General features: G+C 63.3%; 15 protein-coding genes, 1 pseudogene, 1 CRISPR repeat array and 1 other annotated feature. Of the genes and pseudogenes, 12 read left to right on the top strand and 4 right to left on the bottom strand.

Annotated elements, in window-relative coordinates:
- Positions 1–388 precede the first annotated feature (388 nt).
- Together BLU67_RS04450 and BLU67_RS04445 are read left to right on the top strand one after the other, a co-directional pair.
- Positions 389–1,462, top strand: a complete 1,074-nt coding sequence (locus tag BLU67_RS04450; RefSeq protein ID WP_092562727.1) for an IS110 family RNA-guided transposase — start codon at positions 389–391, stop codon at positions 1,460–1,462.
- Positions 1,463–1,478: 16 nt separating this feature from the next.
- Positions 1,479–1,778, top strand: a pseudogene (locus BLU67_RS04445) (IS3 family transposase); the annotation flags it as partial.
- Positions 1,779–1,899: 121 nt separating this feature from the next.
- Positions 1,900–2,016, bottom strand: a sequence feature (AL1L pseudoknot).
- On the opposite strand, the gene BLU67_RS04440 reads toward BLU67_RS04445, so the two are convergent.
- Positions 1,977–2,288 carry a transposase gene (locus BLU67_RS04440; RefSeq protein ID WP_176780695.1) on the bottom strand — a complete coding sequence of 104 codons (312 nt, stop codon included), beginning with the start codon at positions 2,286–2,288 and terminating at the stop codon, positions 1,977–1,979. (Overlaps the previous feature by 40 nt.)
- Positions 2,289–2,372: 84 nt before the next feature.
- Positions 2,373–2,766: a CRISPR direct-repeat array (repeat unit 28 nt; unit sequence GTGCTCCCCGCGTGAGCGGGGATGATCC).
- 335 nt (positions 2,767–3,101) lie between these two features.
- Between BLU67_RS04440 and BLU67_RS04435 the strand changes: the two genes are divergently transcribed.
- Together BLU67_RS04435 and arfB are read left to right on the top strand one after the other, a co-directional pair.
- Positions 3,102–3,875 carry an IclR family transcriptional regulator gene (locus BLU67_RS04435; RefSeq protein ID WP_092562724.1) on the top strand — a complete coding sequence of 258 codons (774 nt, stop codon included), beginning with the start codon at positions 3,102–3,104 and terminating at the stop codon, positions 3,873–3,875.
- Complete coding sequence (gene arfB, locus BLU67_RS04430; RefSeq protein WP_092562721.1) at positions 3,875–4,321, top strand: alternative ribosome rescue aminoacyl-tRNA hydrolase ArfB; 447 nt, start codon at positions 3,875–3,877, stop codon at positions 4,319–4,321. Before BLU67_RS04435 ends, arfB begins: the two co-directional genes overlap by 1 nt.
- Positions 4,322–4,324: 3 nt before the next feature.
- Here arfB and BLU67_RS04425 read toward each other — a convergent pair whose 3' ends face one another.
- Positions 4,325–5,215 carry a DMT family transporter gene (locus BLU67_RS04425; RefSeq protein WP_092562718.1) on the bottom strand — a complete coding sequence of 297 codons (891 nt, stop codon included), beginning with the start codon at positions 5,213–5,215 and terminating at the stop codon, positions 4,325–4,327.
- Between the two features lie 110 nt (positions 5,216–5,325).
- Between BLU67_RS04425 and BLU67_RS04420 the strand changes: the two genes are divergently transcribed.
- The 7 genes from BLU67_RS04420 to BLU67_RS04390 all read left to right on the top strand — a co-directional run bounded on the left by BLU67_RS04420 (position 5,326) and on the right by BLU67_RS04390 (position 10,844).
- Entirely contained in the window at positions 5,326–6,261 is a 936-nt protein-coding gene (locus tag BLU67_RS04420) for a metal ABC transporter substrate-binding protein (protein ID WP_092562715.1), read from the top strand.
- A 2-nt stretch (positions 6,262–6,263) separates the two neighbouring features.
- Positions 6,264–6,989, top strand: coding sequence for a metal ABC transporter ATP-binding protein (locus BLU67_RS04415; RefSeq protein ID WP_092562712.1), 726 nt, complete (start codon positions 6,264–6,266; stop codon positions 6,987–6,989).
- Positions 6,983–7,864 carry a metal ABC transporter permease gene (locus BLU67_RS04410; RefSeq protein ID WP_222842376.1) on the top strand — a complete coding sequence of 294 codons (882 nt, stop codon included), beginning with the start codon at positions 6,983–6,985 and terminating at the stop codon, positions 7,862–7,864. The genes BLU67_RS04415 and BLU67_RS04410 overlap by 7 nt, the downstream gene beginning before the upstream one ends.
- Before the next feature lie 8 nt (positions 7,865–7,872).
- Positions 7,873–8,724, top strand: coding sequence for a metal ABC transporter permease (locus BLU67_RS04405; protein ID WP_261977027.1), 852 nt, complete (start codon positions 7,873–7,875; stop codon positions 8,722–8,724).
- 20 nt (positions 8,725–8,744) lie between these two features.
- Complete coding sequence (locus BLU67_RS04400; protein ID WP_092562706.1) at positions 8,745–9,902, top strand: ImmA/IrrE family metallo-endopeptidase; 1,158 nt, start codon at positions 8,745–8,747, stop codon at positions 9,900–9,902.
- On the top strand, positions 9,902–10,405 hold the full coding sequence (locus tag BLU67_RS04395; RefSeq protein WP_092562703.1) for a DUF4411 family protein: 504 nt from the start codon (positions 9,902–9,904) through the stop codon (positions 10,403–10,405). Before BLU67_RS04400 ends, BLU67_RS04395 begins: the two co-directional genes overlap by 1 nt.
- A gap of 229 nt (positions 10,406–10,634) precedes the next feature.
- A complete protein-coding gene (locus BLU67_RS04390) occupies positions 10,635–10,844 on the top strand; it encodes a hypothetical protein (RefSeq protein ID WP_092562700.1) in 210 nt (69 codons plus the stop codon).
- Here the strand turns inward: BLU67_RS04390 and BLU67_RS04385 are convergent.
- Entirely contained in the window at positions 10,841–11,716 is an 876-nt protein-coding gene (locus BLU67_RS04385) for an inositol monophosphatase family protein (RefSeq protein ID WP_092562697.1), read from the bottom strand. The two genes, BLU67_RS04390 and BLU67_RS04385, sit on opposite strands and share 4 nt — an antisense overlap.
- A gap of 136 nt (positions 11,717–11,852) precedes the next feature.
- Here BLU67_RS04385 and BLU67_RS04380 point away from each other — a divergent pair, with 136 nt between their 5' ends.
- The gene (locus BLU67_RS04380) at positions 11,853–13,121 is read left to right on the top strand and encodes an MFS transporter (protein ID WP_092562694.1); all 1,269 of its coding nucleotides are present in this window, start codon (positions 11,853–11,855) and stop codon (positions 13,119–13,121) included.
- Here the strand turns inward: BLU67_RS04380 and BLU67_RS04375 are convergent.
- Complete coding sequence (locus BLU67_RS04375) at positions 13,118–14,335, bottom strand: exonuclease domain-containing protein (RefSeq protein WP_092562691.1); 1,218 nt, start codon at positions 14,333–14,335, stop codon at positions 13,118–13,120. The two genes, BLU67_RS04380 and BLU67_RS04375, sit on opposite strands and share 4 nt — an antisense overlap.
- Positions 14,336–14,362 lie beyond the last annotated feature (27 nt).

Here is a 14,362-nt window from a genome sequence, read left to right as displayed (position 1 = left end):
TCGATAAGCGCATGAAAGCGTCACTTGCAGTGAGGGCGCTCGAGAACGCGCTGATGCAGCGCGGCTACCCGACAGGCGTCATCGTGCATTCCGACAGTAAGAATAGAGGTGCCTGGTCTTCTTGAATGGTTTGACCCACACAGCGATCGACCCAGAACAGCCGGTCAGGTGCCGTGAGTGCTTCCGAAAGGTTCTGACTCACATTCTGATCGACCAGCGTGTCTTTCCTCGGACCTGTCGACCATTCGAGAACACTCACGGCGAGGCTTTCGCCTCGCCGTGACCATGTGACTCAAGAAGGGCCTGAACACCTTTTCTCTTTACTGTCTTGTCCAGGTTACCGGTCGATACGAAAGCAACCCAAATAAATATCGATCGGAGGAATATCATGGCTACTCATCTTCCCAACGCTGTCGTCGGTGGGGTTGATACACATAAGGAATTACACGTCGCAGCAGTTGTTGACGAACACGACCGGGTGATCGGGACGGAGAGTTTCCCAACAACCCGGCACGGGTATAAACAGCTCGTGCAATGGTTACGCTCATTCGGTCAAATCGCTCGTATCGGTGTGGAATGCACCGGCACCTATGGGGCAGGCCTGTTGCGCTACCTCCACGCACAAGATATCGAAGTACTCGAAGTCACTGGCCCAGACCAAGCCCTCCGACGGCGCAAAGGCAAAGACGACACCCTCGATGCTGAGAACGCTGCTCACGCAGCCTATGCCCGGGTGCGCGCCGTGACACCGAAAACCCGTGACGGGCTCGTCGAGTCTTTGCGGGTGCTGAAAGTATCACGGAAAACAGCGGTTGCGGCCAGGCGTGTCGCTCTGCAAATGATTCGCATGAACATTGTGTCAGCGCCAGACGAGCTTCGTGATCAGCTTCGAAACCTTACCCGTATGAAACTGGTTCGAACGCTTGCTGCGTGGCGGCCTGACCTCACGAGATATCGTGATGTTTCTGGTGCTTACAAGATCGCTTTGAAGACCCTTGCGAGGCGGTATCTTGAGCTCACTGATGAGATCGCTGATCTGGATGTCATGATCAAAAACATTGTCGATCATCTCGCCCCAGACCTCATCAACAAACCAGCAGTAGGGTATGAATCCGCAGCACAACTGTTGATCACCGCCGGTGATAACCCAGAACGGCTCACCTCAGAAGCCGCTTTCGCAGCACTGTGTGGAGTGAGCCCGATCCCAGCATCATCGGGAAAGACCCACCGGCATCGGCTCAACAGGGGTGGTGACCGGCAAGCAAACTCTGCTCTGCATATCATCGCAATCGGCAGACTTCGAACCGACCCGAGAACACAAGAGTATGTTGCGAAGAAACTCTCCGAGGGGCACTCGAAGATGGAGGCCCTCAGATGTGTGAAACGGTATCTCGCACGAGAAATGTTTTACACTCTGAAAGCTCGCACCGCGGTCATCAACCAGACGCAGATTGCTGCTTGACACTTAGAAGGGCGTCCGCGGAGGTCAATTTCGAAGCAGGAGCTTCCAACACGCGCTCAAACGTTCGGGTTTGCGGGGCTCGATGGGGCGAGTGGGCGCGTGTGGAGATAACGCGGCGATGGAATCGTTCTTCAGTCTGTTGCAGAAGAACGTGCTCGATCGAAAGTCGTGGGGCACCCGTGAGGAGCTCAGGCTCGCGATTGTGCACTGGATCGAGGCGCGGTATCACCGCAAACGTCGGCAGCGTCGGCTGGGGAAGCTGACACCGGTCGAGTTCGAGAGCATAATGATGGATGCCGTCGCTTTGGCGGCATGAACCCCGGACTCAAGCAAACCTTCAGCAGACCCCGGATACAGGCCATGAGCGCCTGGTCCCGACGGGCCCGGGCCGATGGCTGACGCTTCTTGTAAGCGTAATACGAGCTCACAGCAATCCGTGCAGCAGTCCCTTTCAGGGCACGCACGATTGGCTCGACTCCAAACTCGTGTTTGTTCTCATCAATGAAGGTGACGATCACTTTGATGGGCGGTCGAGCTCCGCCGCGAAGAAAGCCGAAGCCCGGCGCAGGATCTCATTGGCCCTCTTAGCTTCGGCCAGCTCGGCCCGAAGCCTGCGGTTCTCTGTCTCAAAATCGATCGATTCTGCTGGCGTGCTACGACCCGAGGCTTTGTACTTACGCACCCACACCCGCAAGGTCTCTTTGTTGACACCAAGCTCAGCTGCCACACGACCGATCGCGCCGGTGGCGGTTGCAGGATCGGCCTGGGCATGAACAACTAGTTCAACTGCACGAGCCCTAAACTCGTCGGTGTACTTTACTGGCAAGAGAGAATCTCCTCCTTCCAATCTCCCTACCTCCATTATCCCCGGAGCGATACAAACCACCACCTCCGCCCGAAATGGGCACCCGTGCTCCCCGCGTGAGCGGGGATGATCCTCGGGGACCTCTATATGGCCCTCTACCTCGTGAGTGCTCCCCGCGTGAGCGGGGATGATCCTGCGGCAGCGAGCGGATTCACGTACGTGCCGGGGTGCTCCCCGCGTGAGCGGGGATGATCCGGTAACACGATCCGCACCATCGACCGAGACGGCGTGCTCCCCGCGTGAGCGGGGATGATCCGGTCCGTCCACGAGAGGCCCGCGAGAATGTCTGGTGCTCCCCGCGTGAGCGGGGATGATCCGAAGTCGAGGCCCTCGACCTGGATACGCCCGCCGTGCTCCTCGCGTGAGCGGGGATGATCCGTTCGGGCCCATGACTGTCTGGGCGTTGCAGGAGTGCTCCCCGCGTGAGCGGGGATGATCCGCTGCGCGCCGCTGGTCCTGAACCTGTTCTCCTCCCCACGGTCGTGGGGAAAATCCGGCGAACACCACAAGAAAAATAGGAATCCTAATCGGATCTGCGTATATAGGAAGACAATCCGGAGTGGATCATGTGGAGACAGGGCGCCGCCCGTCTTGAAAGAGATGACTACATGGGATTCATGCGGGCAATAAGAGGATGATCTTGGCCGCGCAAATGCGCGATTCGATCGAAGACAAAGTCGTCGGGGTCTTGCCCAGAGAATGGTGGCCGACTTCGCAGATTGGAGGAGGATGGATCGGGGATAATGGGAAGAGATTTTTACCGAAGGAGCAACGATGACGTCGCGCGATACGAGAACCGCTGTTGATAAAGCGATGGCACTTCTTCGAGCGTTCGGTGACGAAGGCTCGGTAGGTGTCGGTGTCTCCGAACTTGCGCGACGCTGCGACCTGTCAAAATCCACGGCATTCCGTCTTCTTGGCATCCTCGCAAAAAATGGAGCGGTCGAGCGCGCGGGTAGTTCATATCGCCTCGGCCCAATGTTGTTCGATCTCGCCGAACCCCCACCATCTCCGCATATCGATCTGCTCAACGAAGTCCTGACGCCCTACCTCGCGAAACTCTTTGAAGTAACGCGTCAGACGGTGCACCTCGCCGTGCTCGCGGGCCACGAAGTCATGTACCTGAACAAGCTGCACGCGCAGTTCAAGGTGTCCTCGCCTTCGCGTATTGGCGGCCGAGCTCCGGCCTACTGCACGGCGGTTGGCAAGATGATGCTCGCTTACGACCATGACGCGATGGAGCAGGTGCTCGCCGGGGATCTCCAGGCGTGGACACCCCACACCATCACCGATCCGGAGCAGCTCCGGGAAGAGCTCATCGAGATTCGTGAAACGAATATCGCCTACGACCGGCAAGAAATCATGATGGGACTGAACTGCATTGCGGCCCCGGTCATGAGCCCGGCGCGCATCCCCATCGCATCGTTTAGCGTCTCCGGCCGGGTTGGCGTCATGGATCCCGAACGCTACGAGCAACTCCTGCGCAAGGTCTGCTTCGAAGCGGCCAAGGCCATCGCGGCGCGTCGCCGCCGGCGGCCATTGCCCTAATGCCCGACCTCTATATTCAGCCCAGCCCTGGTAATCCGGACGGGCTCATCGTGCCCGCCCAGGACTTGAGCGAAAAGTTCTCCCGCAGCTCGGGTCCGGGCGGGCAGGGTGTGAACACCACGGATTCGCGCGTCCAGCTCAGCCTGAACATCGCCGAGTCGCCAGCCTTTACCGCAACACAGCGCGCCCGGATCCGAAAAAACCTCTCAGCGCGGCTCGTTGACGATGTCCTGACGGTTGACGCTTCCGAGGAGCGCAGCCAACACCGCAACCGAACCGAGGCTCGACGGCGGATGGCCGAGCTGCTCCGAACGGCACTCATGCCACCACCACCGAAAAGGCGAGCAACGCGACCGACGCGCGGCTCAATCGAGCGCCGACTCACCGCAAAGAAGAACCGCAGCTCCATCAAGCGGGCCCGACAACGTCCGGGGCGCGAAGACTAGGACCTACTGCCGCGCGAGCACCCGCGCTAGCCACTTTGGCGGCCGCTCTGCGATGTGCATCGCGAGATAGATGAGTGCGCCACCGGCAAGCAGCCGACCAGTGACGTGCTCGCCGCCGAACGCTACCGCGAATGCCGCGGCAAATACCGGCTCCGCGGTCATGATGATCGCTGCCCGCGACGCACTGATGCGAGCCTGCGCCCAGGTCTGTAGCACGAGCGCGCCGATGCTCGCCGCGATCGCCATGTAGAGCAGCGAGGCCCAACCGCCGGCGCTCGGGGGCACGCTCACGCCGCCGGGCAGGGCGCCGATGAGGCAGATCGCGGCGAGCGAGATCATCTGCATGCCAGCCAGGGCGATCGCATCCATGCCCACGGCCCAGCGCCCGAGCAGCACGATGTGCAGGGCGTACAGCGCGGCACCGAGCAACGTTGCACTCTCGCCGATCCCGAGCGAAAAGCCCTTGAGGCTCAAGACGCCGAGCCCAATGGTCGCAATCAGGACCGCGAGCTGAGTCGTGCGCGGAATGGATATCCGGGTCATTGCCCACACCACGATCGGGGTGAGGACGACGTACATTCCGGTCACGAATCCCGACACCGACGCCGGCGTCCGCTCGAGTCCCCATGTCTGAGCGATCTGGGCGAGCGCATAAATCGCCCCCAGGGCCAGCCCGTTGCGCCACGCCTCGCGCGACTGCGCGGCGAGCCGCCGCCACCAGATCGCCACCATGAAGAGGGCCGCGACGGCAAAGCGCACACCGAGGAAATCGAGCGGCGGCACCGTCGCGAGCAGGTCCTTAATGAGGAAGAACGTGGAGCCCCAGATCGCCGTCACGGCAAGCAGTGCGAGCACCGGCACGATAGCCGGGCGGGAGGCTGCAAGACAGGACACGTAAGCATCGTAGAACTTCGCGATTCGAGAAATATTTCGGTTACCCGAAACTCATATGTTAGGTTGTGCTTACACTCACCCGTCTCGCTCATTGTGGAGGATCACCACTCATGAAACGTCTGGTTGCGGCGCTGCTCGCCGTGGTCGTCATTGCCCTGTCCGCCTGCTCGCCGAATGCCGCCGATAAGAAGGGCTCGAGCGCTGCGCTCAAGGTCTTTGCTACGACGGGTTACCTCGGCGACGCGGTCGCGCGAATCGCGCCGGACGCGGACGTCACGGTCATGGTCAAGCCCGGCGGCGATCCGCACACCTACCAGCCCTCGACCAAGGATGTCGAAAAGCTCCGTGATGCCGACCTCGTCATCTGGAACGGCCTGTACCTCGAGGCCATGATGGAAGACCAGCTCCGCTCCCTTGGCGATAAGCAGCTCGCCGTCGGCGAGAAGATCGACCAGTCCAAGCTCCTGCCGTGGCCCGAGAAGGACCACGATGGCAACGACCTGTACGACCCGCACATCTGGAACTCGCCCGACATCTGGTCCGACGTCGTCGACCAGATCGCCACGCGCCTGTCCGAGGCCCAGCCCGATAACGCCGAGACCTTCGCCGCGAACGCCAAGGCCTTCAAGGACGAGATCGCCAAGCTCAAGACTGAAACCAAGGCCAAGCTCGCCGCGATCCCCGCCGCCCAGCGCCACCTCATCACCGGCCACGACGCCTTCCAGTACTACGGGGCCGTCTTCAAGCTCGACATTCGCGCGACCGACTTCGTCACGAGCGAATCGCAGCTCTCGGCGGCCGAACTCGACGAACTCGCGAGTTTCATCGCGGACAAGAAGATCCCGACGATCTTCCAAGACAACCTGAAAAACCCGCAGGCGATCACCTCGCTGAAGGAGGCCGTGCGCGCGAAGGGCTGGGAGGTGGAAGTCTCCGATAAGGAACTCTTCGCCGACTCGCTCGGCGACCACTCGCCCGTGGACACCTACCTCGGTGTTATCGAGCACAACACGAACGCGATCGTCGCGGGCCTGACGGGTAAGTAGCCGTGGCTGCGCTTGAGATCGCACACCTGAGCGTCGCCTACCAGGACGTCGTGGCACTGCGCGACGCGAACCTGGCGGTGCCGCCCGGCGTCATCATGGGCGTCGTCGGCCCCAACGGCGCCGGCAAGTCCACGCTCATCAAGGCGGCGCTCGGCCTCGTGCCGACGCGCGGCGGGTCCGTGCGGGTGCTCGGTGAACCGTTCGCGCGGGTGCGCCATCGCGTCGGCTATCTGCCGCAACACTCCTCAATCGACCGCGACTATCCCGCGACCCTGCTCGATGTGGCCCTGCTCGGCACGTTCGATGCGCGGCGCTGGTGGGCGCGCACCTCGCGCGCGGATCGGGCGGCAGCGCACGAGGCGCTCGCGGCCGTAGGGCTCGACGACCTCGCGCACCGCTCGCTTGGGGAGGTCTCCGGCGGCCAGCGCCAGCGCGCGCTGCTGGCGCGCACCCTCGCGCACGACGCGGACCTCTACCTCATGGACGAGCCCTTCGCCGGGGTCGACGTCGCGAGCCAGGACGCCATCACGCGCGTTCTGCGCTCGCTGCGCGCGGCCGGTAAGACCGTCGTCATCGTCCACCACGACCTTGCGACGATCCCCGAGCTGTGCGACGAGGTCGCGCTGATCGACGGTAGCGTCGTCGCCGCGGGGCCCGTCGGCGAGGTCTTCACGCGAGCGCTCATCGATCGCACCTACGGGCTCGCGGGGGTGCGCACGACGTGCTGAGCCTCGCCGATTTCCTCGCGACGCACACCTTCCGGCAGATGGTCCTCGGGTGCACGCTCATCGGGGCGCTCGCGGGCGCGATGGGCTGCTTCATCTACCTGCGACAGCGCACGCTCATGTCCGACGTCATCGGGCATGCGGCGACGACGGGCGTCATGCTCGCCTTCCTCATCGGCGCCGCGGTGCTCGGCGTCGACGGGCGCTCGCTGTGGCTGCTCGTCATCGGCTCGGTGCTCATCGGCACGCTCGCGGCCGTGCTCGCTGACCGGATCGCGGCGAGCACGCGCGTCGGGATCGACGCGGCGATGGCGGTGATGCTCGCGCTGTTCTTCGGCACGGGCCTCATCCTGCTGCGGGTGATTGAGCGCTCGAGCCTGCGCGGGCGCGGCGGGCTGAAGGACTACTTCTTCGGCAACGCCTCGCTGCTCACAACCTCCGACGTGCGCACCATCGCCGTGCTCGCCGTCCTCATCTCCGTGGGCCTCGCGCTCGGGTATCGGGCGCTCGCGGTGCACGTCATCGACCCGGTGGCCGGCAGCGTCGCGGGCGTGAGCGCGCGGCTCGTCTCCCCGCTGCTGCTCGTCGGCGTCGCGATCGCGGTCGTCGTCGGGGTACGCGCCGTCGGCCTCATCCTCATGGTCGCGCTCGCGGCGATCCCGCCCGCCGCAGCCCGGCAGTTCACGCGCCACCTGCACACGATGGTGGCGCTCGCCGCGGCGATCGGCGCGGGCGGCGCGCTCATCGGCAGTTACCTGTCCGTCGCGTTCGGCAAGGTGCCGACGGGCCCCGTGATCGTCCTCGTTCTCACGGCCGCCCTGGCGCTTAGTCTCCTTTTCGCGCCGGGGCGGTCCGTGCTGAGGCGGGCGGCGCTATGAGCTTCGCCATGACCGTCTTCGTGCTCGCGCTCGCGACCGCGCTCATGTGCGCGCTGCCCGGCACCTTCCTCGTGCTGCGCCGGCAGTCGATGCTCGTGGACGCCATGAGTCACGCCGCGCTGCCGGGCATCGTGCTCGCGGCGCTCGTGCTCGGTTCCATCAACTCGCCCTTCCTCATCCTTGGGGCGGGCGCGGCCGCGATGCTCGTCGTCTTCGGCGCGCAATGGCTGCGTTCGACAGGGCGCATCACCGGGGACGCCGATCAGGCGCTCATCTTCCCGGGCCTGTTTTCCGTTGGCATCATCCTCATCTCGACGCGCTTTGCGAAGGTGCACCTGCACGAGGACGCCGTCATCGTCGGCGATCTCAACTTCGCGGCGTTCGATCTGACCTACCTGCGCCTGCTGCTCGGGGTGCTCGCGCTGAACGCGCTCTTCCTGCTCATCTCCTACCGCCCGCTTGCGGCCGCGACCTTCGACGAGGGCTACGCCCGCACTCGTGGGGTGGCGACGAGCGCGCTGAACTATGCGCTCATGGCGCTCGTCGCCCTGACCGTCGTCGCGGCGTTCAATGCGGCGGGTGCGGTGCTCGTCGTCGCGCTCATGATCGTCCCGCCCGCCACAGCGCTGCTCATAGCGCGCACCGTCCCGCAGATGCTCGCGATCTCGCTCGTCATCGCCGCGGCCTCCGCCGCCGCGGGGTTCTGGCTCGCCTATGTCACCGACGCTGCCACCTCAGCGACGATGGCCGCCGTGCAGGGCGCCATTTTTGTTCTCGCGTGGGGCGCGCTGAGGATAGTTCGGCTTCGGACACATTGCGCCACGTACAATTCAGATCAACGAGGTGCCCGTTCAACGTAGACGAGAAGGAGGCTGGCTAGATGACGATACGCGTAGAAGTAGTCGGTGATCTCCTACGTTGGGCAGTTAACCGGGCAGGGTGGGATAAGGCTACGATCGATCGGCGGGCGCCGCGGTTACAGGACTGGATCGACGGAAAAGTCGAACCGACACTGAAGCAGCTCGAGAAGTTCGCTCGCGATACGCACACTCCCTTTGGGCTCCTATTTCTGCAAGAACCACCGGTCGAGAAGATTCCAATTCCGGATATGAGGACGATGCGAAGCCAGGGGATCGAGCGGCCCTCCGCTGATCTCCTGGACACCATCTATCTGTGTCAGGATCGTCAAGATTGGTACCGCGAATTTGCTCGTGAAAGCGGAATGCGCGACCTAGATTTCGTCGGCTCTGCAACGACTGTGTCCTCCCCCCTTCTCGTCGCGCAGAAGTTGAGACGAGCCTTGGGGTTTGAGTTCGCGAATAGGTCAGAATTCGCCAGCTGGAGTGACGCGCTTCGGCAGTTGATCGATCGTATCGAGGACCTTGGAGTGCTCGTTATGGTGAGTGGCATAGTCGGTTCAAACACTCACCGAAGTCTGAACCCAGAAGAGTTTCGGGGGTTTGCCCTCTCCGATCCCATTGCGCCATTGATCTTCGTTAACGGCGCCGACACCAAGGCAGCCCAGCTCTTTACTCTGATCCACGAACTCGCTCATATTTGCCTAGGTAGAAGTGCTCTTTCCGATGCCTCTATGAAGGCCTTCGAGGGAACAGGGGACGAACTATGGTGCAATGCGGTGGCTGCCGAGTTTCTGGTGCCCGCAAGAACGTTACGGTCAGAGTTTAAGGGTCGGGTGGCCGCTGAAGAACTCGATCGATTAGCAAGGATGTTCAGAGCAAGCACACTTGTGGTGCTCAAGCGGCTCTTTGACGCGGGCTTCCTGGAATGGGATGCGTTTTCAGAGATCTATGACCAGGAACGCCTGCGTGTTGTGGGCATGCTGGCGGGCCAGAACAACGGCAGTGGAGGGGGGAATTTTTACTACACTCAACCACTTCGCCTGAGTCGTCAGTTCGCCCGGTCCGTAATTGCTAGTGCTCGCTCCGGTTCTACTGCGTACCGCGACGCGTACTCTCTCCTCGGAACCAAAAAGCACGAGACTTTCGAGAATCTTGCCGCAGAGCTTGGGGTGGCTTGATGTTTTTGCTCGACGCGAATGTTTTCATTGAAGCAAAGAATCGATACTACGCCTTTGACATTGCTCCGGGGTTTTGGGACTGGCTTGAGAAGGCTCATTCCTCGTCAATCGCGTGCAGCCTTGACGCGGTCCGGAAGGAGCTCCTTGTCAAGGAGGATGAGGTATCGAAGTGGGTGAAGGACAATCCGTCGTTCTTCCGGCCTCTCGACAAGGGAGCGACTAGGCATTTTCAAGAGCTCACGAGTTGGGCAACATCTAACGGGTTCAATCAGTCCGCAATCCAGCAGTTCACCTCCAATGATGCAGACTATCTACTGGTTGCCTATGCGCGAGAACACCAACACACGGTGGTGTCGCATGAAGTATCCCACCCCACAAGGCGTAGAAAGATATTCATCCCAGACGCCTGTAGGGCTATGGGTGTCGAGTCTGTAGACACCTTTGACATGCTGCGCAAGACCGGCGCCCAGTTGGATCTTCGATCAAAGGACCGCCTTTTCTAGGACCCCTTGCGGTCAAGGCGAGCGGTGCGGGAAAAGGCTAAGACGGCCTCGATGCGACGCACGAGGCCGTCCGGGTCGGAGGCGCCGGGGGCAGCGTCACACGCTTAGCTAGCGGGACGGAAACGGTCTGCCACGAAACCCGTGAACTGCCGAAGTAAGTCGACGTCCCGTTCTAAAGCGCCGAGTGTAACCAGCCTGTTCGTTGGGCGGACGCGCCTCCGAACAGCACATGGGTGCAAGCGCCGGGGAGGGCGTCGGCAATGTGCTCGATCCCGTGGCGCTCGCGAACATCCCGCCGACGATCGCGGGCGCGGTGCGCGCGGGGCTATCGGAGGCGATCACCACGGTGTTCATCGCGGCGCTGCCCGTCGCGCTCATCGTGCTCATTGCGACCGCGCTGATCGCGAACAATCCGTTGCGCGACGCGCACGAAAACTAGACCGGCAGGCCGATCTCGCTGAGGACGTCGAGGAGCTCGGCGGCGAGCCCCGGGTGGATGGCGTAGGTCAGCTCGCAGTTCTCGCGTCCGCGACCCGGGCCGCCGACGATCGCGCCGGCTTCGCGCGCGATGAGGGCGCCCGCGGCGTGATCGAAGGGGTGCAGGCCCTTTTCGAAGTAGGCGTGCACGCGCCCGGCAGCGACTCCCACGAGGTCGAGGCTCGCGGCGCCGAAGCGGCGAATGTCCGCGGCCTTGTCGATGAGCGCGAGGACCTGGCGGGCCTGGTCGACGCGCACGTCGGCGTCGTAGGCAAAGCCCGTCGCGGCGAGCGAGGTGGCGAGCTCACGCGGGCCGGCAAGGTGGAGGAGTTCACGCGAGTGGTGGTGGTAGGTGCCGTCGTCGATCGAGTAGCGAATGAGTTCGGCGCCGCCGCCGTGGGAGGCGCGCCAGATCTCGTGCAGGTTGGGATTGACGACGACGCCGGCGTAAGGGGTCCACGTCTCGGGCTCGGCGGGGCCGGCCGCGTAGACGACCCCGATGGAGGTGGCCCACGCTGGGATGTCGTAGGTGTAGTTGACGGTGCCGTCGATGGGATCGACGACCCACGTCAGGCCCGTCGTGGAGGCCTGTTCGCCGGATTCTTCGCCGTAGAACCCATCGCCGGGGCGCAGCCGGGCGAGCTCGTCGCGGATGAAGGCCTCGGTGGCGCGGTCGGCCTCGGTGACGAGATCCGTGGGGGTGGATTTGCTTGCGGCAACCGTGACGCCTTCGCCGCGCAGCTGCTTGGCCTTGGTGGCGGCGCGGACCGCGATATCGCAGGCAAGATCGGCGATCTTCGCGGGGGAGGGCAGGGCGGCGGGAAAGTTCGTCATGCCTTGACCATACGTCGCGGTGTTCGGGATGTGTAACCCCGTTTGATTCGTCGTAACCAAGAGTTTTATTCTGGTGCTTCGGGTACCACTTGCCGGGCGCAAAGCGTCCGCCCCATGACCAGTTGGGAACACCTGCATGACTACGACCCGAGAACATCTCCCCTCCACCACGGCGGATTCCGGCGATTCGCGCTACCGCTGGAAGGCCGTGTGGGCCTCCATGGTGGGATACGCGATGGATGGCTTTGACTTCCTCATCCTCGGCTTTGCGCTGCTGGCGATATCAGCGGCCCCGGCCGACGGGGGATTGGGGCTTTCCCAAACCGAGGCCGGCTCACTCGCCACCTACACGCTCTTGGGAGCAGTGTTAGGTGGTTTTATTTTTGGCGCGCTCGCCGACACCTATGGGCGCGTGCGCGTGCTCATGTGGTCGATCATCATCTTCGCCGTGTTCACGGCACTGACCGGCCTGGCGCAAAACTACTGGCAGATCGCGCTCTTCCGCTTCATCGCGGGCGTCGGCATCGGCGCGGAATACGGCATCGGCATGACGCTCGCCGCCGAGGCGTGGCCCGCGAAGCTGCGCGCGAAGGCCACGAGCTTCGTGGCGATCGGGTGGCAGGTGGGCGTGCTCGCCGCGACCTTCGTTTCCGCCGCCGTCGTCTACCACTGGGGCTGGCGCGTGCTGTTCTTCATCGGCGTGCTGCCCGCGCTCGTCGCCGTCCTCGTGCGCCACACCGTCGAGGAGCCGGCAGCGTTTGAGGAGCGCAAGGCCGAGGGCATTGGGCGCTCGCTGAAGGACCGGTTCCCGATCCACGAGCTGGTGAAGGATGCGCGCACGACGAAGACCTCGCTCGGCATCACGATCCTGACGAGTGTGCAGAATTTCGGCTATTACGGCCTCATGATCTGGCTGCCGACGTTCCTGTCCAAGACGCACGGCCTGTCGATCCAGAAATCGGCCGTGTGGACGGGCGTGACCGTGCTCGGGATGATGATCGGCATCATGGCCTTTGGCTATCTCGCCGATCACCTCGGCCGGAAGCCCGCGTTCATCGCCTTCCAGATTGGCGCGGTCGTCTCGGTGATCGCCTACGCCCAACTCGCCACCGAAATGTCGCTGCTCATCGGCGGCTTCTTCCTCGGCATGTTCGTCAACGGCATGATGGGCGGCTACGGTGCAGTCACCGCCGAGTCCTACCCGACGCATTCGCGCGCGACCGCGCAAAACGTGCTGTTCAACATCGGGCGCGGCGTCGGCGGGTTTGCGCCGCTCGTCGTCGGATCGATCGCCGCGGCCTACTCCTTCCAGCTAGCCGTCGGGCTGCTCGCGATCATCTACGTCATCGACATCATCGCGACGCTCTTCCTCATCCCCGAGACGAAGGACGTCGAGATCGCCTAGCCGCGCGCTGCGGTGTACTGGGCAAGGTGCTTGCGGAACGCGGCCTCCGAGATCACGGGTACGCCGTAGTTGCGGGCGGTGCGGGCCTTGCCGCTGAGGGAATCGGGATCCGCCGCCACGACCACTCGCGTGGATTTCGAAATCCCGCCGGTTGTTAGGCCGTGGTGGCGGATTTCGGTGATCCAGTCTTCGCGGGGCCGGGAAAGTGTCCCGGTGAAGACGACGCGATCGCCCTCCGAAAGCAAGGTGGTGCGCGGCTGCTCGGCGGAAGTCTTCGCGGCCTGGAGCGCCTGCGTGACGTCTGAGGCGGACAGCCCCATGCACTGCGCTGCGGCCGTGAGGTCAGCGAACTCATCCGGCGTGATGACGCCGTCAGTCCAGGCTTCCGTCGCGAGCGACCGCAAGAAGCGCCGGTGGAGCTCCGTCACCCGCTCGCGGGTCAGGCCGCTTACCCGAGCGAGGCTCGCGAGCGCGCGGCCCTCCGTCGTGGAAATGGACGTATCCAGCAGCGCCTTGGACAGCAGGTCGAGGTAGGCGGCCTCGTCGGTTTCATCGGCCGCGACGACGGCGTGTGAGACGAGCTCAGCCATCCACGAATTCGGAGCCGGGGGCTTGCCACTGTGGCGCCGCGCGATCCGCGTCGCACGCCGGCCGAGCGAGCGTGGCCACGCGTAGCGTTGGGATCGTTCGAGATCATCGCCCCACCGCGGATCGAGCATGGTGTAGGGGATGAGGGAGGTCAGGAGTTGGCTCGTGGCCGCCGCATCGCCGAGGGCGCTGTGGGCATTGGTCAGGTGGATGCCCAAGGCTTCGCAGCAGTGCTCGAGCTTCGAGGTACCAAGAACGTGGCGGGACCACTGCATCGAACACACGGCGTGCGGGCGCTCGGAAAGCGAATAGCCGGCCCGCGAGAGCTCGGCATGCAGGAAGCGCATATCGAAGACGGCGTTGTGGGCAACGACGACGCGGCCGGTCACCATGTCGAGCAGGTCGTCACAGATCTCGGAAAACTCTGGCGCATCGAGGACTTCGGCGGCGGTAATGCGGTGGATGTGGGAGGCGCCGACATCTCGTTTCGGGTTGATGAGCGTCGTGAAGGAGTCTTCTTTCGCCCCGGTCCGATCGAGCAGCACCACCCCCACTTCGACAATCCGATCGGTGTGCTCGGCAGCAAACCCCGTCGTTTCAAAATCGATGACGCAAAAACCCGACACTGGACCTCACTGGAATGGCAGACGTGC

The sequence above is a fragment of the Bowdeniella nasicola genome (genome assembly GCF_900107735.1).
In the GTDB taxonomy this organism is placed as follows: Bacteria; Actinomycetota; Actinomycetes; order Actinomycetales; family Actinomycetaceae; genus Bowdeniella; species Bowdeniella massiliensis.
Note: the sequence above shows the minus strand (reverse complement) of the source record. Positions and strands in the feature narration are given on the sequence as shown.